At 63.0% G+C, this 23,966-nt stretch carries 26 protein-coding genes and 1 tRNA gene; 17 read left to right on the top strand and 10 right to left on the bottom strand.

The window, feature by feature from the left end; translation table 11 throughout:
- The first annotated feature begins 298 nt into the window (after positions 1-298).
- The 3 genes from AC04SG_RS02870 to rpoD all read left to right on the top strand — a co-directional run bounded on the left by AC04SG_RS02870 (position 299) and on the right by rpoD (position 5,201).
- Positions 299-667 (top strand): RcnB family protein, encoded by a 369-nt coding sequence (locus AC04SG_RS02870; RefSeq protein WP_488549838.1) that lies wholly within the window; start codon positions 299-301, stop codon positions 665-667.
- Positions 668-813: 146 nt separating this feature from the next.
- Positions 814-2,754, top strand: a complete 1,941-nt coding sequence (dnaG, locus tag AC04SG_RS02865; protein WP_488549837.1) for a DNA primase — start codon at positions 814-816, stop codon at positions 2,752-2,754.
- Between the two features lie 419 nt (positions 2,755-3,173).
- On the top strand, positions 3,174-5,201 hold the full coding sequence (rpoD, locus tag AC04SG_RS02860; RefSeq protein ID WP_488549836.1) for an RNA polymerase sigma factor RpoD: 2,028 nt from the start codon (positions 3,174-3,176) through the stop codon (positions 5,199-5,201).
- Positions 5,202-5,335: 134 nt separating this feature from the next.
- Here the strand turns inward: rpoD and AC04SG_RS02855 are convergent, their stop codons facing one another.
- Positions 5,336-6,331 (bottom strand): TauD/TfdA family dioxygenase, encoded by a 996-nt coding sequence (locus AC04SG_RS02855; protein WP_488549835.1) that lies wholly within the window; start codon positions 6,329-6,331, stop codon positions 5,336-5,338.
- A 314-nt stretch (positions 6,332-6,645) separates the two neighbouring features.
- Between AC04SG_RS02855 and AC04SG_RS02850 the strand changes: the two genes are divergently transcribed.
- From AC04SG_RS02850 to AC04SG_RS02840, 3 genes are all read left to right on the top strand, one after another.
- Entirely contained in the window at positions 6,646-6,939 is a 294-nt protein-coding gene (locus tag AC04SG_RS02850) for a GYD domain-containing protein (RefSeq protein WP_142866931.1), read from the top strand.
- An 85-nt stretch (positions 6,940-7,024) separates the two neighbouring features.
- A complete protein-coding gene (locus tag AC04SG_RS02845; protein WP_488549834.1) occupies positions 7,025-7,645 on the top strand; it encodes a sulfotransferase family 2 domain-containing protein in 621 nt (206 codons plus the stop codon).
- Between the two features lie 84 nt (positions 7,646-7,729).
- Positions 7,730-8,110 (top strand): thiol-disulfide oxidoreductase DCC family protein, encoded by a 381-nt coding sequence (locus AC04SG_RS02840; protein ID WP_488549833.1) that lies wholly within the window; start codon positions 7,730-7,732, stop codon positions 8,108-8,110.
- 44 nt (positions 8,111-8,154) lie between these two features.
- On the opposite strand, the gene AC04SG_RS02835 is transcribed toward AC04SG_RS02840, so the two are convergent.
- Positions 8,155-8,412 (bottom strand): DUF2798 domain-containing protein, encoded by a 258-nt coding sequence (locus AC04SG_RS02835; protein WP_488549832.1) that lies wholly within the window; start codon positions 8,410-8,412, stop codon positions 8,155-8,157.
- A 272-nt stretch (positions 8,413-8,684) separates the two neighbouring features.
- On the opposite strand from AC04SG_RS02835, the gene AC04SG_RS02830 reads away from it, so the two are divergent.
- Together AC04SG_RS02830 and AC04SG_RS02825 are read left to right on the top strand one after the other, a co-directional pair.
- Entirely contained in the window at positions 8,685-9,374 is a 690-nt protein-coding gene (locus AC04SG_RS02830) for a PadR family transcriptional regulator (RefSeq protein ID WP_488549831.1), read from the top strand.
- Positions 9,375-9,480: 106 nt separating this feature from the next.
- On the top strand, positions 9,481-9,777 hold the full coding sequence (locus AC04SG_RS02825) for an HlyU family transcriptional regulator (RefSeq protein ID WP_488549830.1): 297 nt from the start codon (positions 9,481-9,483) through the stop codon (positions 9,775-9,777).
- Positions 9,778-10,003: 226 nt separating this feature from the next.
- Here AC04SG_RS02825 and AC04SG_RS02820 read toward each other — a convergent pair whose 3' ends face one another.
- On the bottom strand, positions 10,004-10,645 hold the full coding sequence (locus AC04SG_RS02820; RefSeq protein ID WP_488549829.1) for an FMN-dependent NADH-azoreductase: 642 nt from the start codon (positions 10,643-10,645) through the stop codon (positions 10,004-10,006).
- A gap of 109 nt (positions 10,646-10,754) precedes the next feature.
- Between AC04SG_RS02820 and AC04SG_RS02815 the strand changes: the two genes are divergently transcribed.
- Positions 10,755-11,711 carry a LysR family transcriptional regulator gene (locus AC04SG_RS02815; RefSeq protein ID WP_488549828.1) on the top strand — a complete coding sequence of 319 codons (957 nt, stop codon included), beginning with the start codon at positions 10,755-10,757 and terminating at the stop codon, positions 11,709-11,711.
- Here AC04SG_RS02815 and AC04SG_RS02810 read toward each other — a convergent pair.
- Positions 11,644-12,270: a TetR/AcrR family transcriptional regulator gene (locus AC04SG_RS02810; protein ID WP_488549827.1), complete on the bottom strand. Its 627-nt coding sequence runs from the start codon at positions 12,268-12,270 to the stop codon at positions 11,644-11,646. The genes AC04SG_RS02815 and AC04SG_RS02810 overlap by 68 nt on opposite strands.
- 66 nt (positions 12,271-12,336) lie before the next feature.
- Here AC04SG_RS02810 and AC04SG_RS02805 point away from each other — a divergent pair, with 66 nt between their 5' ends.
- Complete coding sequence (locus tag AC04SG_RS02805; protein WP_488549826.1) at positions 12,337-12,762, top strand: VOC family protein; 426 nt, start codon at positions 12,337-12,339, stop codon at positions 12,760-12,762.
- A 95-nt stretch (positions 12,763-12,857) separates the two neighbouring features.
- The gene (locus tag AC04SG_RS02800; RefSeq protein ID WP_488549825.1) at positions 12,858-13,769 is read left to right on the top strand and encodes an arginase family protein; all 912 of its coding nucleotides are present in this window, start codon (positions 12,858-12,860) and stop codon (positions 13,767-13,769) included.
- 3 nt (positions 13,770-13,772) lie between these two features.
- Here AC04SG_RS02800 and AC04SG_RS02795 read toward each other — a convergent pair whose 3' ends face one another.
- On the bottom strand, positions 13,773-14,723 hold the full coding sequence (locus tag AC04SG_RS02795) for a S1C family serine protease (RefSeq protein WP_488549824.1): 951 nt from the start codon (positions 14,721-14,723) through the stop codon (positions 13,773-13,775).
- A 226-nt stretch (positions 14,724-14,949) separates the two neighbouring features.
- On the opposite strand from AC04SG_RS02795, the gene AC04SG_RS02790 reads away from it, so the two are divergent.
- Positions 14,950-15,822: a S1C family serine protease gene (locus tag AC04SG_RS02790; RefSeq protein ID WP_488549823.1), complete on the top strand. Its 873-nt coding sequence runs from the start codon at positions 14,950-14,952 to the stop codon at positions 15,820-15,822.
- A gap of 8 nt (positions 15,823-15,830) precedes the next feature.
- Complete coding sequence (locus AC04SG_RS02785; protein WP_488549822.1) at positions 15,831-16,466, top strand: helix-turn-helix transcriptional regulator; 636 nt, start codon at positions 15,831-15,833, stop codon at positions 16,464-16,466.
- A 6-nt stretch (positions 16,467-16,472) separates the two neighbouring features.
- Here the strand turns inward: AC04SG_RS02785 and AC04SG_RS02780 are convergent, their stop codons facing one another.
- Together AC04SG_RS02780 and AC04SG_RS02775 are read right to left on the bottom strand one after the other, a co-directional pair.
- Positions 16,473-16,862, bottom strand: a complete 390-nt coding sequence (locus AC04SG_RS02780) for a type II toxin-antitoxin system VapC family toxin (protein ID WP_488549821.1) — start codon at positions 16,860-16,862, stop codon at positions 16,473-16,475.
- Positions 16,859-17,125, bottom strand: coding sequence for a type II toxin-antitoxin system VapB family antitoxin (locus tag AC04SG_RS02775; protein ID WP_352589640.1), 267 nt, complete (start codon positions 17,123-17,125; stop codon positions 16,859-16,861). Before AC04SG_RS02775 ends, AC04SG_RS02780 begins: the two co-directional genes overlap by 4 nt.
- 179 nt (positions 17,126-17,304) lie before the next feature.
- On the opposite strand from AC04SG_RS02775, the gene AC04SG_RS02770 reads away from it, so the two are divergent.
- A complete protein-coding gene (locus AC04SG_RS02770; protein ID WP_488549820.1) occupies positions 17,305-18,171 on the top strand; it encodes an SDR family oxidoreductase in 867 nt (288 codons plus the stop codon).
- A 54-nt stretch (positions 18,172-18,225) separates the two neighbouring features.
- Here the strand turns inward: AC04SG_RS02770 and AC04SG_RS02765 are convergent, their stop codons facing one another.
- Both AC04SG_RS02765 and AC04SG_RS02760 read right to left on the bottom strand, forming a co-directional pair.
- Positions 18,226-18,750 carry a TIGR00645 family protein gene (locus AC04SG_RS02765; protein ID WP_488549819.1) on the bottom strand — a complete coding sequence of 175 codons (525 nt, stop codon included), beginning with the start codon at positions 18,748-18,750 and terminating at the stop codon, positions 18,226-18,228.
- A gap of 326 nt (positions 18,751-19,076) precedes the next feature.
- Positions 19,077-21,272: an OmpA family protein gene (locus AC04SG_RS02760; RefSeq protein WP_488549818.1), complete on the bottom strand. Its 2,196-nt coding sequence runs from the start codon at positions 21,270-21,272 to the stop codon at positions 19,077-19,079.
- A gap of 202 nt (positions 21,273-21,474) precedes the next feature.
- Between AC04SG_RS02760 and AC04SG_RS02755 the strand changes: the two genes are divergently transcribed.
- Entirely contained in the window at positions 21,475-21,921 is a 447-nt protein-coding gene (locus AC04SG_RS02755) for a YcgN family cysteine cluster protein (RefSeq protein WP_112563363.1), read from the top strand.
- Between the two features lie 303 nt (positions 21,922-22,224).
- Positions 22,225-22,569: a hypothetical protein gene (locus tag AC04SG_RS02750; RefSeq protein ID WP_192259987.1), complete on the top strand. Its 345-nt coding sequence runs from the start codon at positions 22,225-22,227 to the stop codon at positions 22,567-22,569.
- A 251-nt stretch (positions 22,570-22,820) separates the two neighbouring features.
- On the opposite strand, the gene AC04SG_RS02745 is transcribed toward AC04SG_RS02750, so the two are convergent.
- A complete protein-coding gene (locus AC04SG_RS02745) occupies positions 22,821-23,531 on the bottom strand; it encodes an SIMPL domain-containing protein (RefSeq protein WP_192259985.1) in 711 nt (236 codons plus the stop codon).
- Positions 23,532-23,779: 248 nt separating this feature from the next.
- Between AC04SG_RS02745 and AC04SG_RS02740 the strand changes: the two genes are divergently transcribed.
- A tRNA-Ile gene (locus AC04SG_RS02740) sits at positions 23,780-23,855 on the top strand.
- The last annotated feature ends 111 nt before the right edge of the window (positions 23,856-23,966 follow it).

Below are 23,966 nucleotides of genomic sequence, written 5' to 3'. Positions count from 1 at the left end.
ATTTTAGCCGGATAATAAAATTTGTCGATTCCAAGGGCCGTCGCGACGCGACAGGCCGTGTCGGAAAATAGACGGCCGCGCAGGAAAATAGACGGACGCGCAGATGACTGCACGACGGGTTCATGGCACGGCAGTGGATTGGCGAAGTTTGCCGCGCCTTTGGCGACAACCTTTGTGATGATCTTCAAATGTTTGAATAAGCGAATGATTTCATTACATAATTGTAATTCTTACGTTCAGTTTCAGTTCATCCTTCGGGCGCTATTCCCTGGGCATCAACAACCAAGGAGCCCCGTCAATGAAACGCATTGTTCTTTCCGCCCTCGCTTTCTCGATGCTGACCGCGACTTCGCTTGCCGGCCAGGCCGCGCCTCTCAATCCGCCGGTCGCACCCCAATCGAACTACACCCAGGTTGACTGGCAGAAACCCGGCAGGAATGTCGACGTCAGGAAGCGCGTCGTGAAGAAGACGGTCGTCGTCAAGCGCAGCCATTGGCGCAATGGCCAGAAATATTCCAGCTGGAGGCAGCACCAGCCGATCCGCGACTATGGCCGCTATGGCCTGCATCGTCCCGGCCGCGGCCAGGAATGGATCCGCGTCGGCAACGACTATGTGCTGGTGAGCATCCTGTCCGGCATCATCTTCGGCGCCATTGCCGTGCAGTAAGCCTGACCAGCGCACTGCTGGAGCTTGAAAGGAGGCGGCCGGCAACGGCCGCCTTTCTTTTTGGGCTGTGGAAACCGGGTAAGGTCCGCAATAGGGGTCGTCGGATTTCGCGCACATGATTATATGAGGGACAAACGAGTTCCCAGATGCGCTTTCCGCCCGCCTTTCTCGACGAGATACGCGACCGTGTGCCGATTTCATCGGTTATCGGCCAGCGCGTCGCGTGGGACAGGAAGAAGACCAACGCGTCGCGCGGCGATTACTGGGCATGCTGCCCCTTCCATGGCGAGAAGAGCCCGTCCTTTCACTGCGAGGACAAGAAGGGCCGCTATCACTGCTTCGGCTGCTCGGTGTCGGGCGATCATTTCAAGTTCCTGACCGAACTCGACGGCATGAGTTTTCCCGAAGCGGTCGAGAAGATCGCCGAGATGGCTGGCGTGCCGATGCCGGTGCGCGACGAACGGGAGGAGCAGCGCGAGAAGGAACGCGCCAGCCTGACCGACGTCATGGAGATGGCGACTGTCTTCTTCCAGGAGCGGCTGCAGGGACCGGAAGGGGCGAAAGCCCGCGCCTATTTGCGCGACCGCGGGCTGACGCCGGCGACGCAGCAATCATTCCGGCTGGGCTTTGCACCGGACAGCCGCAACGCGCTGAAGGAGCATCTTGCCGCCAAGGGCGTGCCCAAGGCCGACATCGAGGCCTGCGGGCTGGTGCGCCATGGCGACGACATCCCGGTCTCCTATGACTGGTTCCGCGACAGGATCATGTTCCCGATCCCGGATTCGCGCGGCAAGATCATCGCCTTCGGCGGCCGCGCGCTGGCCGCCGATGCGCTGGCCAAATACATGAACTCGCCCGACACCGAGCTCTTCCACAAGGGCAATGTGCTCTACAATTTCGCCCGCGCCCGCAAAGCGCTCGCAAAGGGCGGTACGGTGATTGCCGTTGAAGGCTATATGGACGTCATCGCGCTGGCGCAGGCCGGCTTCGAAAATGCCGTGGCGCCGCTCGGAACCGCACTCACCGAAAACCAGCTCGAACTTCTGTGGCGCATGGCGCCCGAGCCGATGCTTTGCTTCGACGGCGACCAGGCCGGGCTGAAGGCGGCGTGGCGCGCCGCCGACATGGCGCTGCCGTCGATCCAGCCGGGACGCTCGGCGCGCTTTGCCCTGCTGCCCGAGGGCAAGGACCCCGACGATCTGGTCAAGGCCGAAGGGCCGGACGCCTTTCGCGCCGTGCTTGCCGAAGCGCGGCCGCTGGCCGACCTGCTCTGGATGCGCGAGACGGCAGGCGGCGTCTTCGACACGCCGGAGCGGCGGGCGGAACTGGAAAAGACGCTGCGCGAACTGACCAGCCGCATCCGCGACGAGAGCCTGCGCTACCACTACCAGCAGGAGATGCGCGAGCGCGTGCTGAACTTCTTCGGCTCGCAGCGCAGTGCCCGCCAGGGTCGTCAGGACTGGAAACCGGGGCAGGGCAAAACACCGGCACCCGGCGGCCAGTTCGCGAAAGGCAGCGGCGTTGGCGCGCGCGCCGCGATCACCGAAAGCCTCGGCCGCTCCGCCATGGTCAAGCGCGGCGGCGAGATGATGTCGGTGCGCGAGGCGACGATCATCGTGGCGCTGGTCAACCATCCCGCGCTGATCGACGAGAATTTCGCCCATGTCGAGTTCCTCGATCTCGCCAACACCGATCTGCAGCGGCTGCACGCCGCCATCCTCGACGCCATGGCGCATGACATGGCCAATGACCGCGACGCGGTGATCGCCACGATCGAGCGCGCCGGCTGCAGCGACATCTGGGGGCGGGCGGTGATGCTGATCAAACGCGCCCGGCAATGGCCGGCGCTGGAAACCGCCGCCCTTGACGATGCCCGTGACGCCTTCAACCAAGCGCTGCACTTGCAGCGCAGCGCGCGCACCTTACATAAGGAGCTCAAGCAGGCGGAAGCAGCGCTCGCCAGCGATCCCACAGACGAAAACTACCGGCATCTCGTCGAGATTCAGGCGCAATTTCGTGATGTGCAGGCAACGGAAGCGCTGATCGAAGGGTTCGGCGTGTCCTCGGGCAAGGCTGGACGCGTGTAGGTTGAAACCTGCGCAAGAGTGAAGTTGAAACGTGCAGCGCGTCGAATCGACGCCTCTAAGTCGGGTAATTGATTCGCTTTTTTGATGCGAATCATGCGAGAGGCGCTTGACCTTCTGGCAGAATGACGGAATCAGGACGATTCGAAACCTTAACCCGTGCCGGCGTCGATGGGAAATGCAGCGATGTGAGGTGCTGATCACTGGACAGGCTGTTAGCCTGCCACAGATATCAGGGTTAATCTGGACTTAATGCATGTCGCCCAAAAGTGAAAACCGGTTTTGGGGCACGATATGAACCAAACAAAAGAGTTGATGCGGTTACCGGCCCGGTGAAGCGCGTTTCGTCACGAGCGCATAATTTGACCGGTGCGGCAGCTTACGCGGCTTCGATGTTCGGCCGCTAGGAGAAGATAAAGACTATGGCGACAAAGGAAAAGGAAGAGGTCGAGACCGAACGTGAAGGCGCCACCGATGGCCCGCTGCTCGACCTTTCCGATGATGCTGTCAAGAAGATGATCAAGGCCGCCAAGAAGCGCGGCTATGTGACCCTTGACGAGCTGAATGCGGTGCTGCCGTCGGAAGAGACCGATCCGGATCGCATCGAAGACATCAATGCGATGCTGTCCGACATGGGCATCAACGTGGTCGAGGACGACGACCAGGGCGAGGAGCCCGAGGCCGCCGACAGCAATGCCGATGCCGAGGAAGACGCCAACGAACTGGCCGAGCAGACCGGCACCGCCGTCGCCGCCACGACCACCAAGAAAGAGCCGACCGACCGCACCGATGATCCGGTGCGCATGTATCTGCGCGAAATGGGCTCGGTCGAGCTCCTGTCGCGCGAGGGCGAAATCGCCATCGCCAAGCGCATCGAGGCCGGCCGCGAGACGATGATTGCGGGCCTGTGCGAAAGCCCGCTGACCTTCCAGGCCATCATCATCTGGCGTGACGAGCTCAACGAATCCAAGATCCTGCTGCGCGAGATCATCGACCTCGAAGCCACCTATGCCGGCCCCGAAGCCAAGCAGGCGCCGGTGGTCGAGCGTATCGAGGAAACCCCGAAGCCCGAGGAAAAGCCGCGCCGCGGCGGCCGTGACGACGAAGACGACATCACCAATGTCGGCACCGATACGCGCGGCCTGGTCGATGACGACGAGGAAGACGAGGACGAGGCCAGCCTGTCGCTGGCGGCGATGGAAGCGGAACTGCGCCCGCAGGTGATGGAGACGCTCGACGTCATCGCCGACACCTACAAGAAGCTGCGCAAGCTGCAGGACCAGCAGGTCGAGAACCGGCTGGCCGCGGCCGGCACGCTGTCGCCCAGCCAGGACCGCCGCCTGAAGGAACTGAAGGACCAGCTGATCAAGGCGGTGAAGTCGCTGTCGCTCAACACCGCGCGCATCGAGGCGCTGGTCGAGCAGCTCTACGACATCAACAAGCGGCTGGTGCAGAACGAAGGCAAGCTGCTGCGCCTGGCCGAAAGCTATGGCGTGCGCCGCGAGGAGTTCCTGAAGGAATATCAGGGTTCCGAGCTCGACCCGAACTGGACGCGCTCGATCGGCAATCTGACCTCGCGCGGCTGGAAGGAATTCACCAAGAACGAGAAGGACGCGATCAAGGAGCTGCGCTCGGAGATCCAGAACCTCGCCACCGAAACGGCGATCTCGATCCTGGAATTCCGCAAGATCGTCAATCAGGTGCAGAAGGGCGAGCGCGAAGCCGCGATCGCCAAGAAGGAAATGGTCGAGGCCAATCTGCGTCTCGTCATCTCGATCGCCAAGAAGTACACCAATCGCGGCCTGCAGTTCCTCGACCTGATCCAGGAAGGCAATATCGGCCTGATGAAGGCGGTCGACAAATTCGAATACCGCCGCGGTTACAAGTTCTCGACCTACGCGACATGGTGGATCCGGCAGGCGATCACGCGTTCGATCGCCGACCAGGCGCGCACCATCCGCATTCCGGTGCACATGATCGAAACGATCAACAAGATCGTGCGGACCTCGCGCCAGATGCTGCACGAGATCGGCCGCGAGCCGACGCCTGAGGAACTGGCCGAAAAGCTCGCAATGCCGCTCGAAAAAGTCCGCAAGGTGCTGAAGATCGCCAAGGAGCCGATCTCGCTTGAAACCCCGGTGGGCGACGAGGAGGATTCGCATCTCGGCGATTTCATCGAGGACAAGATGGCGATCCTGCCGATCGATGCGGCGATCCAGGCCAATCTGCGCGAGACCACCACGCGCGTGCTCGCCTCGCTGACGCCGCGCGAAGAGCGCGTGCTGCGCATGCGTTTCGGCATCGGCATGAACACCGACCACACGCTGGAAGAAGTCGGCCAGCAGTTCTCGGTCACCCGCGAGCGTATCCGCCAGATCGAAGCCAAGGCGCTGCGCAAGCTCAAGCACCCGAGCAGGTCGCGCAAGCTCAGGAGCTTCCTCGACAGCTGACACTCGCCGATTGCAATGAAATTAAGGGCGCCCATCGAGGCGCCCTTTTCGTTTCAAGTGGTTCATCGAATTGCTCTACAATGGCACGTTCAGCCGTGTCCCCTCGACGATGATGCCGCCTCGGTCGCCAATTTCTATTGAGCCATAACGCTGCCTGAAGGACTCGGGCAGCGGGCGGTCGCCGGGAATCGACAGCCACAGGCGCAGCATATGGCGCGCCTGTCCGGATCCGGCCAATCGCGAAAACCCATGCGGTCGTGAAGCAGTGAATGGTTGTAGACAAACTGCATGTCGCCGGGCCGCAGCCGCATCGACAGGTTTAATTTCGGGTCATTGGCAAGGCTGTCGAAGAGATCCAGCGCTTCGACATGCACAGGGCTCAGCCGCATGGCATCGGGGAAGCGCTGGGCGCTGTCGATATACTGGCGTTGATAAATGCCGGTCAGGAGTCCCGCGTGCCAGTTGAGGACCGGGATTTCGAAGTAGGGCTTTTCGCCTTCGGGTACCTCGCCGCGCCGGTCGGCGGCAATCGGATCAAACAGCAGGCGGACCAGATCGGGCCGTCTCTTGCACATCTCGTTGTAGATCGTCACCGTGCTTACCAGCAGGGACTCGCCACCTTGCATGGCATCTTTCAGGCAGAGCAGACCGACGACGTCGGCGGAGTCGGTGTGAAATGTCTGGCGCTCCGCCGTCTGGTAGATGCGCGTCGTAGCGTCCCTGACGTCGGCGCCTGTGTCGCGGACATGGCCGAGTATATGGCCCTGGGCATTCTGCGACCGTGCGCCTCCAAGATGCGCGCCAATCCCGCAGAAGATCGTTGCCGACATTTGCGCGGAATATGTCTCGACCGGAAGGCCGCGAAGCACCTCGAACCCGATGCCTGCGATGAGTTTTTCGCGGAGGTCGGCGAGATGGCCGGCAAGCCGGGGCAAGGGGAAGTCGGCCTTGCTCAGGTTGCCGATATCTTGCGAACGGCCGAGAAAGCCGGTTGCCGCCAATTCCAGTTCCGCGACATCCTGCTTGTCCAATTCGACCAGCCAATTTTCAGGATGCTTCGCCATTTCCTCGCCAGTCCATGCGGCAGGAATTTCGATCTGTCCGGGCGGCAGGTCGATGCTCTCGCGCATGAAACTCTCCACTGGCTGGATCGGCGGGGGGCTCCGCCAGGTCGATGGCCACGAACGTGAGATTGCCGTAGTCAGGCGGATTATTAAACCGGCTTTCCCTGGTCGGCGCCGACAGTTTTGCGGTCGTCGCTTTGCCGCCGCCCTGGCGCTTGGAGAAATCGCCTTCACGCATCAACGGGGCTGGCGCGCGGTCCTTGCACGAAGCTCGCTGCGGGCGGATACTTCCCGTCGGATGCATTTCTGGGCGACAAACCGGATGCCCGCCCCGGCTGAGGTCCTGAGCCGTGCTCCGTGGCGCCGGAGGGAGGTGTGCGATGACGACCTACATCCTGCTGATGAACTGGACCGAACAGGGCTCCAGGAATGTGCGCGAGTCGCCGAAACGGCTCGATGCCGCCAAGAAGCAGCTGGCCGACATGGGCGGATCGTTCAAGGCGTTTTATCTCACCATGGGCGAATGCGACATGGTGGCCGTGGTCGAGGCGCCCGACGATGCGGTGCTGGCGCGTTTTGCGCTGATGCTCGGGGCGGGTGGTAGCGTCAAGACGCGAACGCTCAAGGCTTTCCCCGAATTTGCCTATCGCGAGATCATCACCTCGCTTGGATAGGCGCGGCTGCTTGAGACAACGCGGCCGGATGCATTTCGGTGCGGGTGCCGCTTGACGGCGCCCGAGCCGCCGATATTGAGGAGAAATGCTCCTCTCGCTCGAGAAGAACTTCATTTTCATCCATATCCCGAAGACGGCCGGGACCTCGATCACCCGTGCGCTGCGGCCATGGTGCCTGAAGCCGAAGCCGACGCCATGGCGGCGTTTGCTGTCGCGTCTGCCGCTGCCAGAAGCGCCCGACAAGGCCAATTTCAGGCAGCATGACAGAGCCGCCTGGCTGCGGCGCAAATTGCCCTCCCGGCTCTATGACGGCGCCTACAAGTTCGCCGTGGTGCGCAACCCTTTCGCGCTGGTCGTTTCCAACTACCAGCATTTGCGCCGGAAAACCTCGCGGCGCCGCCATCGCCAGGCGCAGCGCTGGGACTTCAAGGCGTTCCTGCGCTACCTCGAACGCAAGAACCGGCTGGCGCGGGTGGATCAGACGAGCTGGCTTTCGGACAGGAACGGAAAGCTGATTATCGACGAGGTCCTGCGCTTCGAAACGCTGGGCGAGCAGTTCAATGTCCTGGCCGAGCGGCTCGGCCTTCCCGGCGAGCTTCCGCGATCGAATGTCGGCGCGCCTGTCGACTATCGCGCCCTCTACGATGAGGAGGCGAAAGCGATCGTGCGGCGGCTCTATGTCAGAGACTTCGGCTACGAGTTCTGATCAAGCGCGGCGCTTCGCCATGTTGCAGGCCGATAGCATTGTAGGGATAGTCGGTTCCGTTCCTCAGGTCGCGGTCTGAAAGCCATGCCCAAGCCTGCGCTTACCGTCTGGTACAACACACGCTGCCCCGTCTGCGATGGCGGCATCACCAGGCAGAAACGGCGGCTGATCGAGGCGATCAAGGCCGGGCGGATCGAATTCCGCGACATCAACCTCGAACCGGCCGCCCTGGCCGGCTACGGCGCCTCGCTAGAGGACATCCGCCGCCGGCTGCATGCCACGGATGATCAGGGCAAGCTGCTGGTCGGCGCCGATGTCGCTGTCGCAGTCTGGAGGGCGACGCCTGGCGAGGGGTGGCTGGCTGCGCTGTTCGGCAATCCGGTCGCGCTGCCGCTGACCCGGTTCGCCTATGATCGCTTTGCTGACCTTCTCTATGCCTGGAACCGGCGCAAGGGCCGCTGGTAAGAAGGCAAGGCCCGAATTTGCCTTCGGGCCTTGCTGCCGTCGCCTTATCTGCTGGCCGGCTCGCACAGCCAGCTGACGATGCGGCGCACCGCGGGCAACACAAGCAGCAGCGTCGGAAACGCCACCAGCCAGGACAAGCCCCAGGCGGTGAGCCAGACAGAGGGCAGGTTGGGCTGAGGGCCAAGGCTTTTCAGCGTCGAGATGAACGAGACGATGAAGGTCATCAGCAGCGACAGCACCAGCGGGCTGATGATGGCAGCATAGCGCGCCGGCAGCTTGCCGCGCTTACGGGTCGTGGTCATTGGGATTTTCCCTGAAGTATCCGGTCCGTCGCATGGCATCCACTCCTGCCGGGATTCCGGCGGAATTGCCCGGAAGGACCGGGGTTGGATGCGTTGCTTGACGTCAGACGCTTACGGAGAGGCGCAAAGCCCTCACGCGCCTTCTAGCTGTCGGCGTCGGCGAAATCAACCGCTCTGGCGCCGCTCTTAGATACATCGTAAGATATATCTTGACTCGTCGGGCGTGTGCGCCTAATTAAGATATATCGTAAGATAGAACTCAAGGAGCATCAATGCACAGACATCATCCCTTTGGTGAGCGCGCCGAGCGTGCCTTCCTGCATATGGCCGGCAAGTTCGGCGGCAAATTTGGTGGCAGAGGGGGCGGCGGCTTCGGCCCATTCGGTCACGGCGGACGTGGCGGCGGACGCGGCGGCCCGGGCGATATGTTTCGCGCCGGACGCATGCTGGCCGACGGCGATCTCAAGCTGATCACCCTGTCGCTGCTGGCCGAGGCGCCGCGCCACGGCTACGACATCATCAAGGCGCTGGAGGAGCGCACCAGCGGCATCTACAGCCCGAGCCCGGGCGTCGTTTATCCGACGCTGACCTTCCTCGAAGAGGCCGGCTATGCCGCCTCTGCGGCCGACGGCAACAAGAAGGTGTTTTCGATCACCGAGGCGGGCCAGGCGCATCTTACCGAAAACCGCGAAATGATCGACGGCGTGCTCGAGCATCTCGAGCGCTTCGGCCGCAAGATGGCCAAGGCGCGCGAGTGGTTCGGCTGGAACGACGACAGCGAGGAAGGCGGACGGCGTGGCCGTGGCGGCCGTTCGGAAGCCCGCGACGAGTTCCGCGCCGTGCGCCACCGGCTGCGTGCTGCCCTTGGCGAGATCGTCGACGCGCCGGCCGAAAAGCAGGCCGAAGCAATCGCCATACTGGAAGGCGCCGCCGAAGCTCTTGAGGCGCTATCGCGCGGCTGAGCACTGGTAGGGTCGTCGGCCCTTGCTCGTTCGACTGAGGAGCGATACTGAAAATCATCCTGCACCACACCCTGTGGTGCGGGATGATTGCCGTAGGAGGCTGCTCATGTCTTTTCTGAAACGTCTTTTCGGCGGCGGTGGCGGCAGTGACACCGGCGAGCCCAAGAGCGCCGCTCCGGCAAAGCAGATCGAACACAAGGGTTTTCTGATCAGCGCCACACCTTACAAGGCTGACGGCCAGTACCAGACCTGCGGTGTGGTTTCGAAGGAAATCGGCGGCGTCATGAAAGAGCACCGCTTCATCCGCGCCGACCGTTTCGCCAGTCTTGACGACGCTGTCGACATCTCGATCAAGAAAGGCATCCAGCTCGTCGACGAGCAGGGCGAGAAGATCTTCGGCTAGGTATGTCGATATTCAGGTGATGCCGACCTGCGAATGCCGGCTTCCTGCGCTTCCGATGCTCACGTACGAAAAGTACGCTCCACTCCGGTTCTCGGTATCAGCCATTCTCGGCTCGGCCTAACCTGAATCTCAACACACCCTTGTTAGCGCCTGGTGCGTTGACAACAAAAAAGGCAGGCGATGGGCGCCTGCCTTTTTCAATTCGAGTGAGTGACGGGCTTGCGTTTTACGCCGCCGCCACAACACGCTCGGCAGCACCCGCGGCCACCACGGCGTCGACCTTGGCGGTCGCCTTGGCCAGAGCCGCGGTAACGGCATCGGCGCCCATGCCTACGCCTTCGATGCGGATGACTTCGACATCGGTCATGCCGAGGAAGCCGAGCACCGAGCGCAGATAGGGGACAGCGTGGTCCATCTGGACGGCCGCGCCTTCGGAATAGATACCGCCGGAAGCGAGCACGATGTAGACCTTCTTGCCGGTGACGAGGCCCTTGGGGCCGCCCTCACCATAGGAGAAGCTCCTGCCGGAACGGGCGATGTGGTCCACCCACGACTTCAGCGTCGAGGAGATGTTGAAGTTGATGAAGCCGGTAGCAAGAATCACGGTGTCGGCGGCGAACAGCTCGTCGAGGACGACATCGGAAACGCCCACGACTTCGGCCTGGTGCGCAGTGCGGGCTTCAGCCGGGGTGTAGATGCCGGTCGCATAATCGGGGTCGATGTGCGGCAGCGGGTTGGCGACGAGATCGCGCACGACAAGCTCGGCAGAGGGGTTGGCGGCGACAAGCTTTTCAGCGAATTCGGTGGCGATGCGGGTCGAGTGCGAAGCGGAGCCACGCGGGCTCGAGGTTACAAGAAGGATGGACATAGCGGTTCTCTCCAGTGGGAATTGAATTGTCCCGCTTGATATGGGCCTATCGATCCATTCAAAAAACTGGTATATTTTCTATATGATCCATCCATAAAGTAGATACGCCATGCAACCCAATCCGACGCTCGACCAATTGCAAATCCTGGTGGCGGTGGCCGACACCGGCAGTTTCTCCGCCGCCGGGCGCAAGCTGAACCGGGCGCAGTCTGTCATCAGCTATGGTATCGCCAATCTCGAGGCGCAGCTTGGGCTGAAACTGTTCGTGCGCGAGGGCACGCGCGAGCCGCAACTGACCGAGATTGGCCGGGCGATGCTGGAGGATGCGCGGCGCATGGTCGGCGTGCTGCAGAGCATCCGCTCGCGCGTCGACGGCCACCATCAGGGATTGGAGGCGGAAGTCGCCCTGTCGGTCGACGCGACGCTGCCTTCGCCGGTGCTGGTTCGTGTGCTGAAGGCATTCGAGGCGCAGTTTCCAACCGTGATGCTGCGCCTGCACATCGGTTCGCTCGGCCTGATCCCCGATCATGTCGTCAGCGGACAGTCCGATCTTGGCATTGGTGGCCTGCTGGGAGAGGTCGACGTGCATCTCGTGCGCATCGGCTTCATGTCGATCGTGCTGGCTGCCGCGCCCAGCCATCCGCTGGCCCGGCTGCCGAAGCCGGTGGCGCTCGAAGATGCGCGCGAACACACCCAACTCGTTGTCACCGACCAGTCCGAACGCACCAAGGGACGCGACTTCGGTGTCTTCGCCTACCGAACCTGGCGGCTGACGGACGTGCGTACGAAACACACGTTGATGCGCGAGGGGCTGGGCTGGGGCGGGTTGCCGCGCTGGCTGATCGCCGACGATTTGGCCAGCGGCAGGCTGGTGGAACTCGACCTCGAACCCTACAGCGAGGTGCGCTCATCGCTCTATGCCATGCATCGCGTCGACCGCAGCCCGAAGCCGGCGGCGGCCTGGTTGATCGACCAGTTCAAACGTCAGCTCGGCTGTTTCAACGAGTTCGAGCCGGACCACCTGCCTGAGGAAGAGCCGGGGACAGCCCATCGATCAGCGCCATGAGCACGGCGCGATAGTCTTCGGCTGAGGCGCCGGCCTCGACGGCCAGTGCCGCGCGATCGAAAGCCGCGGCGAGCAAAGCGGTCAGCGCGTCGACCGGCAGCCTGATCAACGACTGCTCGCGCATCGCTGCAACCAGGCCTTCGCGCAGCGAACGGTTGCCGTGGCGGTTGTCGATCGCGTCCATGGCGGCGCGGCCGAGCACGGCAGGTCCGTCGAGCAACAGCAGTCGGGTGCGGCCGGGCGCGCGCATGGCAGCGAGATAGGCGTCCGATCCGGCGATCAGCGCGTCGCGGGCAAACAGCGATGGCGGCGAGGCACGATCGACCTCAGCGGCGACAGCTTCTGCCTCCTGCTCGACCACGGCGGCAAACAGCGCCTGCTTGTCGGCGAAATGGTGGTAGAGCGCGCCGCGGGTGACGCCGGCGGCCGCTACGATCTCCGGCGTGCCGGTCTCGGCATAGGATTTTTCAATGAACAGTTTGCGCGCGGCGGCGATCAGGTCGGCACGTGTTGCCTCGGTGCGATCGCGATTGGACCGGCGCGCGGTTTCTCGTTGCATACATGCAGCCTGTATGTTATTTCAATCTACATGCAGACTGTATGTTAGCTCACGGGAGAAAGAAAGATGAAGACGACGAGCTATTATCCGGTGTTGATGACGGGCGACGTAGCCGGCACGAAAGCCTTCTATATCAGCCACTTCCGCTTCAAGCCGCTGTTTGCGAGCGACTGGTATGTACATCTGCAGTCGGCTGAGGATCGCCGGGTCAATCTCGGCATCGTCCACGGCGACCACGAAACGATCCCGGAAGAGGGGCGCGGCCGCACGTCGGGGCTGCTGATCAATTTCGAGGTCAGGGATCCGGACGCGGTTTATGAGCGGATCGTTGCGGCCGGCCTGCCGATCCTGCGCTCGCTGCACGACGAACCCTTCGGCCAGCGACATTTCATCACCCGAGACCCCAATGGCGTGCTGATCGACGTCATCAAGCCGATTCCACCCAGCGAGGAGTTTCTGGCGCAGTTCGCGGACGGCGCGGCAGGCACCTAAGCGATGGCAGCAAGTGTCGGCAGCGGCTCCGGCCTCTGTGGCCGGGGTCACGCGATGCAGTCTATGCTGGATGATGCTGAAGCTGGTCCTGTTGCATGCGTGACATCTGGCTTGTTCGTGCGCCATCCAATCTCGGCCTTCGGCCGCTGCACGCCGGCCATGTGCCCGGCACCTGGCGCGCGCCGCAGGCGCTGAGCGAAGCCGGTCTGATCGAGGTGCTGGTGCCGGCGCGGGTGGTCGATCTCGAAAGGCCCGCTTACAGCATCGAACAGCAACCGGGCACCCGCCTGCGCAATGGTCCGGCGATCCGCCGCTTCAATCTCGACCTTGCCGAGATCGTCGCAAGTGCGCTCGGGCAAAGCGAATTCCCGCTGGTCATCGGCGGCGATTGTTCGATCCTGCTTGGCGCGCTGGCGGCCGCGCGACGGTCCGGCGCGGTCGCGCTGGTGCATGTCGATGGCCACAGCGATTTCCGCCATCCCGGCAATTACGACGTCGATGCCGCGCTCGGCTCGGCCGCCGGCATGGACCTGGCGCTTGCCACCGGACGTGGCGAGCCTTTGTTGACGGAGTGGCCCGGCATTGCCGGTCCGCTTGTTGCCGACGAGACGGTGGTGCAGATCGGTGAACGCGAGGGCCGCGATGCCGATTTCGCCTGGCCCGACATCAATGCGACCGCCATCACGCGTATCGATGTCTTTGCCGCGCAGGAACTCGGCGCGGCTGGAGTGTTGGAAAAGACCCGAGCCACGCTGACGCGCGCCGATTGTCCCTACTGGTTGCATCTCGATGTCGATGTGCTCGACCAGACAATCATGGCGGCGGTGGATTCGCCCGGCAGTCCCGGCATCGATCCCGACGATCTCGTTGCGATCCTGTCGGCGCTGGCAGGGGACCAGCGCTGCATCGGCATGGACATGACCATCTACGATCCCGATCTCGACCCGGACGGCGACCTCGCAGCGTTGCTAGTGTCGCTGCTCGGGCGCGTGGTCAAGCAGCGATAGGGTTCAGCTCGCCCTTGCCACCGGCGTCACCGTCACCTGGCTGACGCCGGCGCGGCGCACCACGGTGCACAGCGTCTCGCGGCCGATGCGTTCGGCGTCGAGCATGCGCACGAGGTCGTCGACGCCGGTGACGGGGCGGCCGTCTATTGCGGCGATGATGTCGCCCTCCTTCAGGCCGGCCTTTGCCGCCGGGCCGTTCTTCTCGACGCTGCGCAGCCGTACCGCGGTGTTGGTCGACACCTGTGACAGAAGCGCTGCGCGGCGCGGCAGGTTGGTGGTGTCGGCGGAGATGCCGATGAAGGCGCGCCGCACCCGGCCGAAGCGGATGATCTCCGAAATGACGAAGTTCGCGGTGTTGGAGGCAACCGCGAAGGCGATGCCTTGCGCGCCATGGATCATGGCGGTGTTGACGCCGATCACCTCGCCGGCCGACGAGACCAGCGGCCCGCCGGAATTGCCAGGATTGAGCGCCGCATCGGTCTGGATGACGTCGTCGATCAGCCGCCCGGTCGAGGCGCGCATCGACCGGCCAAGCGCGGAGACGACGCCGGAGGTGACGGTCCATTCGAAGCCGAGCGGATTGCCGATGGCGATGGCGATCTGGCCGCGCCGCAGCCGCTTGGAATCGCCCAGCGGCGCGACATCGGCAAAGCTGCCGTCAGCGCGCACTAGCGCGATGTCGGTGTCGGGGTCGCGGCCAAGCACGCGGCCTTCGCTGGAGGCGCCGTCCGGCATCGAGACTCGCACCGTCCTGGCGTCGCCGACGACATGGAAATTGGTGACGACCAAGCCGTCCTGTGCGATGACGAAGCCGGAGCCGTGGCCGCCCTGGCCGCCGATGCGCTCGATGCGGCAGACGGCGGGGCCGATGCGATCGACCGCGTCTGCCACCGTCGTCGAATAGGCGTCGAGCAGTGTGTCGTCCGGTTGGAATTTGGCGGCGGCGACGGCCATTGATGGGCTCCGTGTTTTCAGGCTTGTTCGTGATTTTTTCCTGTGCGTGTCGTTATCCCAAAACCGCTGAGCACTTTTGGGCGACACGCACTATATGTGCGGAGCGGCTGGATCCGCCGCGACCTGACCAGATGGCCAGTGAAACCATGAACTAGCCGTCAGGCGAGTATCTGCGAGCCGGCTGCCGAGCGATATCTGGGGCATGCAAGAAACCCAGGAGACCAAAATGAGCGACTTCAATCTCGGCGTCTTTTCCGCCGCCATCGCCGACGTCGCGGCTGCGGCGGCACCCGTGACGGCAAGTTTCACCACCCATCACCATCGCACCGCCAGCGCCTTCCACTGGCGTGACGGCTATTTCGTCACCGCCGAGGAAGCCGTCGAGGCCGGCGAAGAGATCGAACTGACATTGGCTTCGGGCGAGACGGTCAAGGCCGAACTGGTCGGCCGCGATCCCTCGACAGGCGTTGCACTTTTGAAACCGGCAGGTGCTGTCAGCGCCGCGCCGCTTACCAAAGCGGATGCGGTGCGGCCCGGCAATCTGGCCATTGCCATCGGCAGCAGCCAGGGCTCGGCTCTGGCCGTGTCGGGCTCGGTCGGTGAGGTCGGTCCGGCCTGGCGCTCGATGCGCGGCGGCACCATCGACCGGCGCATCAATCTTGCCGTCAATGCCGGCAGCCGTTTCGAGGGCGGGCCGGTGCTCGACGCCAAGGGCGCGCTGATTGGCATGCTGCTGTTCGGCCCGCGCGGCCGGGCCCTGGTCATGCCCTATGAGACGATCGAGCGGGCGGTGGAGACGCTGCGTGAAAAGGGCCATGTCGCGCGCGGCTATCTCGGCGCCGGCCTGCACCCGATCCGTGACGGCGCGGCGCGCGGTGCCATGGTGATGAGCCTCGACGACAATGGCCCGGCCAAGGCCGCCGGTCTTGCGCTCGGTGACATCATCGTGGCGTGGAACGGCGAGGCCGTACATGGGCCGCGTGAACTTATCCGCAAGCTTGGGCCCGATAGCGCAGGTGCCGCAGTGAGGCTTGGCGTGGTGCGCGGCGGCGAACAGCGCGATGTGGCTGTAACCATCGGCGAGAAGCCGCTGAGCTGAGAGGGGTGATGGACACGCTCGCCAACGATCGGATCATGTCCGACAGCCCCGCCTCGCGGCGGCTGGTGGTGCTGATCGCGCTTGGCGACGTTGTTCGCGCTGAGCGCTTGGCTGCCGCGCTTGCCGCGAGCGACGATCTGTTGCCGGTCGCGGCCGGCAGCGGTGCGGCCGACGTCGCCATCATCGACGGCAGCGGCGCTGATGCCGTGCCGGCCGCCACGCCGCGGGTGCTGCTGTCTGGGCGTGTGGGCGGCGAACGGCCTGCCGGCGAGGTGTTTGCCGTCATGCCTGCCGGCGCGGACGATCTGCTGATCGCCTCGGCGGTGCGGCTGGCGGCGGCTGGCTATCGCGTCTCGGGCGACGGCGGTGGCGGGCGCCATGGAGATTTTCATGCTGGCGATGGCGAGCCTTTCGAGGAAGACCTCTCCGATGAACATGCCCCCCGACCGGCACTGTCACCGCGCGAGGCCGAAGTGCTGGCACTGCTTGCCGAGGGCGCGCCCAACAAGGTGATCGCGCGACGGCTGAACATCTCGGTGCACACGGCAAAGTTCCACGTCGCCGCGATCCTGATCAAGCTCGGCGCGGCGAACCGCACCGATGCGATCGCGATTGCCATGCGGCAGGGCCTGGTGCTGGTCTGATGTGGCTCAAACCGCCGCTTCGATATCGGTCAGCCGGAAATCATCGCCCTTGAACAACAACGGCATGGCTTCGAGCCGTGCCGTGGCGTAGGCGATGCAGTCGCCGAAATTCAGCGCCGCCGGATGCCGGCCCTTGCCATAGCGCAGGAAGGTCTGGCGGGCGACGGCGGCGTGGTCGGCTGTGAATGCGACGGTTTCGATCGAGGCGGTACGCAGGAACTGGTCGAGGCGATCCAAGACTTCATCTTCCCGGCGGCCAGCGAGCACGATCGTCGTTTCAAGCAAAGTTGGCGCTGCCAGCAGCCGTCTCTTGGCCTGAGTGATCGCCAGCACGAAACGGTCGTAGCCCGGCTCAAGGCGCAGAATGGCGACCAGAACCGAGGAATCGATGATCATTTTGTCGGGATTCCGAACTCATCGTAACCAAGGATTTCGTCGTCGGTCAGTGCGTTTTCACGTTCCGGGACGTTTCCAGCACTGTCCGCGATCGCCATCAACCGCTGAAACAGGTCGCTGGCTTCGTCGCGTGGCACCAGCCGCTCGCGCGCGACCTCGCGCTCGAGGCTCTGACGGATAGCCTCTGTCACGGTCACGCGCCGGCGGCGGGCGAGTTCGCGCGCCAGTTGCTCGACTTCCATGTTCTTGATGGACAGCGCCATTCTATATTCCACCTTTTTGCATAGAATATATACCAGGCGCCTGACAAATCCTACAGCTTTCGGGCGCAGATCGATGTCAGCCTCCGCAGCGTCACCCATCGCTTCCCGCCGCAGGCCCTTGTATCCCCGCAACTGCGCGGGCAAGGATCGCGCAAAGAACCAAAGCCACTGGAGGAAAAATGTCGCTGAAGGGAAAGACGCTGTTCATCTCCGGCGGGTCGCGCGGCATTGGGCTGGCGATTGCGCTCAGGGCGGCGCGCGATGGCGCGAATGTGACGATCGCAGCCAAGACCGCCGAGCCGCATCCGAAGCTGCCAGGCACGATCTACACGGCTGCCGAAGAAATCGAGCAAGCCGGCGGCAAGGCGCTACCAGTTTTGTGCGACATCCGCGAGGAGGCGCAGGTTGCGGAGGCAGTCGCTAGAACCGTGGAAAAATTCGGCGGCATCGACATCTGCGTCAACAATGCCAGCGCCATCCAGCTCACCGGGACGCTGGAAACCGACATGAAGCGTTACGATCTGATGCACCAGATCAACACGCGCGGCACTTTCCTGGTCTCGAAAATGTGCATTCCGCACCTGAAGTTGGCAAGCAATCCTCACATTCTGAATCTGGCGCCGCCGCTCGACATGAAGGCCAAGTGGTTCAAGAACCACGTCGCCTACACGATGGCCAAGTTCGGCATGTCGATGTGCACGCTGGGCATGAGCGCCGAGTTTGCCAAGGATGGCATCGCGGTCAATTCGCTGTGGCCGATCTCGACCATCGACACGGCGGCGGTGCGCAATCTGCTCGGCGGCGCGACGGTGGCGGCGATGAGCCGTTTGCCCGATATCATGGCCGATGCCGCGCATGCCATCTTCCTGCGGCCATCGCGCGAGACGACTGGCAATTTCTACATCGACGAAGAGGTGCTGCGCGCCGAGGGTGTAACGGACTTTTCGATCTATTCGCCCGGTGCGACAGGATCGCTGGCCGGCGACTTTTTCGTGCCCGATGAGGTGTTTGCGAATTCGCCAACGAACGTCAAAAGCATTTACTAGCCGGTTTCACGCGCGTCTGCGCAGGCTCCCGTCTGTCTGCCGCACCTTCTCCGTTCACGGGGAAACGGCCTCAGTCTCCTTGCCTTTGGCCAGGCCCATCAGCCGGTCGATATAGGCGAGCATGAACGCCGAAACGACGAAGGCGAGGTGGATGATGGTCAGCCACATCAGCTGGTCGGTCGTGTAGGATGCAGAGTTGAGGAACACCTGCAACAGGTGGATCGAGGAAATGGCGACGATGGTCGAGGCAACCTTGACCTTGAGCGAGCCGACATCGATCGTGCCGAGCCAATGGACCTCGCCGTCATTCTCGTCGAAGCGGCTGACGAAGTTCTCGTAGCCGGAGATAATGACCATCACCACCAGCGAGGCGACAAGTGCCGCATCGATGAGGCCGAGCATTTTCAGGATGGTATCGGTGTCGCCGAGCGTAAAGGCGAGGGTGATAAACTCATAGAGCTTCTTGCCGAAGGATAGTGCGTAGACGGCCAATGCCAGGGCCAGCCCGATGTAGAAAACGACCAGCAGCCAGCGCGAGGCGAGAATGATCGATTCGATGGCAAGTTCGAGACGTTTCATGCAGCGGTTCCGGTCAGCTTTCTGCGGTCGAATGGGTATTTCGGCCAGCCCGCCCCGGTTTGCAAGGCTAATTTTAGTGCAAAAAAACCCCGCCGGGCGGGCCGGCGGGGCTCAGTGCATCCCGCTGGAGTCGGGACGGGGCAGGGAACGCCCAGTCGTGAATCTGGGGTGAGCGGCCTCGCGATTCAATGAGCCGGCTCTAATGCTTGTACAATTCTTGTTGACTGGGCTGGCGGTTCGTACATCCACCCCATCCCGGTCTACCGGGATGGGGTGCTTTTTGTTGATCTATTCCAGAAAGCCACTCAAGCTATTGGAAAAGCAGATCAATTGTTGCTCGCCACGGGCGCCACCAGCGAGGTGATGCGGCGGATGGCGACGCGGCGGTTCTCGCGGTTGGGCGCCGTCGTGTTCACCTTCAAATACTCCTCGCCATAGCCCTGCGTGGTCAGGTTCTCCGGCGGGATGCCGAAGGCATTGGTCAACGCTTCGGCAACCGCCTCGGCGCGGCGGTCGGACAGAGCAAGGTTCGCCTCCGGCGTTCCGACCGCGTCGGTGTGACCTTCGATGAGGAAGGTTTCGGCCGGGTTCTTCTTCAACAGCTTCTCCATGGCGCTGGCGACACCTTCCAGTTTCTGCACTTCGGTGTCGGAGATCGAGGCCGAGCCAAATTCGAAGTTCAGCGTGTCGAGGTCGACGCGCCGCGCGATGTCACGCACACGCGCCGAGCGCTTGACCTCGTCGATCGAATAGAGGCGCTGGACCCTCTCCACCGGCGGCTGTTCGAGGAAGGTGTAGTAGTCGTCCGGATCCTCCACATCCTCCGAATCCAGAATGTAGTCCCGACGCGAGATGTCGAGCCGCATCGGCGGCAGGTCGTCGCCGGGATCGCGCCAGTCGCTGTCATCCTCATAGTACCGCTCGTCGACATAGCTCAGCACATATTCGCGTCCATCCGGTGCAATGCGCGAACGCTGGATGACGTCGCCATAGCGGTTGCGGATGGTGACGATCCGGACACCGTTGTCACGCTCGACGATTTCCCGGGTGCGATCGCCCGACAGATCCTCATAGTAGACGTTCCTGGCGCCGCGGGTCATGCGCGGGGCGTCATTGCTCTGGACGAATGTCTGGTTGTTGAACTGCAGGATGACGCGGTCGCCGAGTTCCCTGACGACGTCGACGCCTTTCGGACGCCGGCGGTCGCGAACGTTCTCATCGGGTGCACGCTCTACGCGCGTGCCCTTTTCCTCCGTCACCGGCGCAATCTTTTCAAGCTGGATTGCCTGTTGGGCCGACTTGTCGTCGGTGGGTGGTGGTCCCTGGTCGACCGGGGCAGGCTTAGGAGCCTGCGCCTGCTCGCCATTCTGCTGGGCGGGCTGGTTGGCCAGCTCGCCATTGGCATTCTCGCCTCCCTGCTGGCCGTTCTTGCCCTTGCGCTTGCGCAGGACGTCCTTCTGGCTGTCGAGGATGGGGGCTGCGTTCTTGTCGGCCGGGGCTTCACCTTGGGCCGCATTTTCGCCCTGGGCTGGCTGTTCGCCCTGGGCTGGCTGTTCGCCGGTCACCGGCTGCTGGCCATTGGCGGGTTGTTCGGCCTTCGACGGTTGTTCTTCGGTGGCCGGCTGCTCTCCCGTCACCGGCTGTTCGCCGACAGGCTTGTTGCCGCGCTTCTTCTTGCCCTGAGGCTGTTCGCCCTGGGCGGGTGTTGCCTGCTGCTCCGGCTGAAGCGGTTCGGCCTGCGGAACCGGCTCGCCGGCGGGCGCTTGCTTCTTGGCTGGCGCCTGTTCGGCGGGTGCGGCTTCGATCTGCTGATCCTGCTTACGCTTCTTGCGCAGGGACTGCGAGTTGTTGTCGTTTGCCGGGGCTGCCTGTTCGGCGGGCTGTTCGGCAGGTGCGGCCTCGATCTGCTGCTGCTGATCGCGCTTCTTCCTGCGCGGCTTGATCGGCTGCTCTTCGTTTGCCGGCGCTGCCTGTTCGGCGGGCTGCTCGGCAGGTGCGGCCTCGATCTGCTGCTGCTGGTCGCGCTTCTTCCTGCGCGGCTTGATCGGCTGCTCTTCGTTTGCCGGCGCCGCCTGCTCGGCAGGCTGTTCGGCAGGTGCGGCCTCGATCTGCTGCTGCTGATCGCGTTTCTTCCTGCGCGGTAGCTGCTCTTCGACGGCAGGCGCGGCCTGTTCGGCCGGAGCCTGTTCGGTCTGCTGTTGCTGGTCGCGCCTCTTCCTGCGCGGCTGCTGTTGCTGCTCGCCCTGCGCTGGCGCGGCCTGCTCCGCCGGCGCGGATTCTGTTTGCTGCTGCTGGTCGCGCTTCTTTCTCTTGGGCTGTTCCGGCTCCCCCTGCTGTTTCTGTGCGCAAGCCTCGGCCGATTCACCCTCGGCGCAAGCGGCCTGAGCCAATATCAGCGGCGCGGCCGTGTGCTGCAAGGGGCCGAAAACGGCGTTGCCCTGCAGCGGGGAGGCGCCCAACGGCGCGGATGCCATCAGCAGGCCAAGTGCCGTACCTGCCAGTACCCGTGGTTGGCGTTTCATCACAAATTCTCCTTATGGGGTCCCATCCCTGCCCAAACTGTCCTTGACCGAATTGGTTCCGGTTTGCAGGCATTACCTGCACCCAAGGACGATTGACCGGCCTTTTGAAGGCAACTTCATGTTCTTCGTATGGTGCGAGCGGCATTTGCGGCGACGGTACAGCTTGACCTCACCGCCAGCGAGGGCCACATCTCAGCCCATGATGGAAACCCCGTTCTGGAAAACCAAGACGCTGGAAGCGATGACGCCGGCCGAGTGGGAATCGCTCTGCGACGGGTGCGGCAAATGCTGCCTGTCGAAACTCGAGGACGAAGATACCGGCGAGATCTACTGGACATCAGTCGGCTGCCGTCTGTTCGACGGGCAAACCTGCCGCTGTTCGGACTATGCCAACCGGCTGGCGCGCGTGCCGGACTGCGTCGGGCTGACGCCGCAGAATGTGCGCACCATCAGTTGGCTGCCAAAAACCTGCGCCTACCGGCTGGTTGCCGAGGGGCACGATCTCTACTGGTGGCACAGGCTGGTGTCGGGAAGCGCCGAGACCGTGCATGAAGCCGGCATTTCCATGCGCGGCCGCGTCCGCGCCAGCGAGACCGATCTTGCCGAGCCGGACGACTATTTCGACTATATGCTCGACGACGAGCCCTAGTTTGAAAGTGATAGAGCATGATGTCTGGACAAACACTGTTTGTCCGAGAAAACCGCTTCACACTTTTCGACATCATGCTCAAGCGTCTGGAACGGATGTAGCCGCCGCCCGTTGTGGGATGACCGGACTTTTTTGAGACTCCAAGTCGTTTGCAGCGGTGGAAGGGGCGGTTGCTTTCGACCTGTCCGGCAGATTAACCGAAAATGAACGGCCGGTTCGCAAAGAGTTCAGACTGCAAGGAGCATTCTCCCCCCCATCGGTTCGACGAAGACGGGCGCCAGCCCTCAACAAGGAGAGAAGACAATGTTCAACACGATCAAAACGGCAGCCCTTTCGGGTCTCGTAGCCCTCGGCACGCTTGCCGCCGTGCCCGCCCATGCGGACTCGATCTATCTCGGCTTCGGCAACAATCATGACCGCCGCACCGGCGTCTATATCGGCGACGACGATGACGGCTACCGCCGCGAGCGCAGCTGGCGTCGTTGCTCGCCGGAGCGCGCCCTCGACAAGGCCGAGCGCATGGGCCTGCACCGCGTCCGCCTCGTCGACGTCAATCGCCGCGTCGTGAAGGTCGCCGGCCGCCAGTATGGTGATCGCGTGGTGGTCGTGTTCGCCAATGAGCGCGGCTGCCCGGTGATTTATCGCTAAGGCAGGAGACTGATCTGCTGATGAAGATCAGTCTGGAGGCATGATCCTCTGCGAGGATCAGCCTGTGATAGCGGCATGATCCTCTGCGAGGGTCGGCCAGCAGCCCCTTTCCCATAGCGCGGAAGGGTGCGGCTCGAAGAAAACCCCGAAGGACCATGTCCTCCGGGGTTTTTCATATTTGGTGCCAATTAAAATACCGGCCAGTTCGGCCCGCAGCATGCTGCCGCGGGCCTTTGCTGATTTGGATAAGCCTACTTGAGCTCGAAGGTCACGGTGACCTGCACCGCGTAGGCATTTTCGCCGGCTTGTACCGGAACCGCCGCGCCCGCCGCATCGAAGGCCTTGGCGTTGATCGGCATCGGCGCCGGGGCGATGTTCTGCTCGGTGATTTCCAGCACCTGGCCGATGCTGACGCCGGCAGCCCCGGCCAGCGTCTTGGCCTTGGCCATGGCGTCGGCGACCGCTTTCTTGCGGGCCTCGGTAACGGCGGCCTTCGGATCCTCGTTGGAGAACGAGATGCCGCCGCCCTGGTTGACGCCGAGCGACACCGCCTTGTCGAGAATCTCGCCGGTCTTGTCGATGTCGCGGATGCGCACGGAGAGCGTGTTGGTCACTTGGTAGGCGACAAGCTCGGCTTCCTGGCTGCCGTCGGGCTTGTTGGTGTAGTTGTAACGCGGGTTGATCTGGATGCCGGCGGTCTGCAGGTCGCGGTCCTTGATCCCTGCCGATTTCATTGCCGCGATCACGGCGGCCATGGCGTCATTGTTGGCGTCGAGTGCCGCGCGTGCCGTCTTGGCCTCGCGCATGACGCTGAGCGTCAGCAGCGCCAGGTCGGGCGCTACAGTCGACTGGCCTTCACCCGACACGATGATGCGGGGCGGGGGCAGCGAATCGGCAGCGGCGGCAATAGCCGGAAAAGCGATCGCCGCGGCAAGTGCGAGCGGCAAAAGATGTCTGGTCATTAAAATCTCCTCGGTCTGCGATCCAGTCGCGCCTGTCGACTAGAGCATGATGCCGAAAAGTGTGAAGCGGTTTTCGGACGACATCATGCTCTACTTCTTTGATTTAGAGACGGATTCAGATTTCAGGTCGAATAGACCTGAAATCATCCGGCTCTAGGATGCGAATATGGGCTGATTTGGGCGATCTCGGCCAGCCTGTCCGGAAAGCCTTGTGCCGCGTAAGGAAAAACACTAATCCAGCGCGCGTGGGGCCTGTAGCTCAATGGTTAGAGCCGGCGGCTCATAACCGCTTGGTTGGGGGTTCGAGTCCCTCCGGGCCCACCAACTTGTTACAAATCAGTGGCTTGCGATTAATTCTTTGAGTTTGAATTAAGCGTCATCGGGTAAGTCTCTGCCTTTGAGTGAAATGGTTTGGGCCCGTTCGTCGATGGCACC

It is taken from the genome of Mesorhizobium sp. CNPSo 4684, assembly GCF_057784315.1.
The sequence above is the reverse complement of the archived record's forward strand: the minus strand, read 5'-3'. Positions and strand labels throughout refer to the sequence as shown.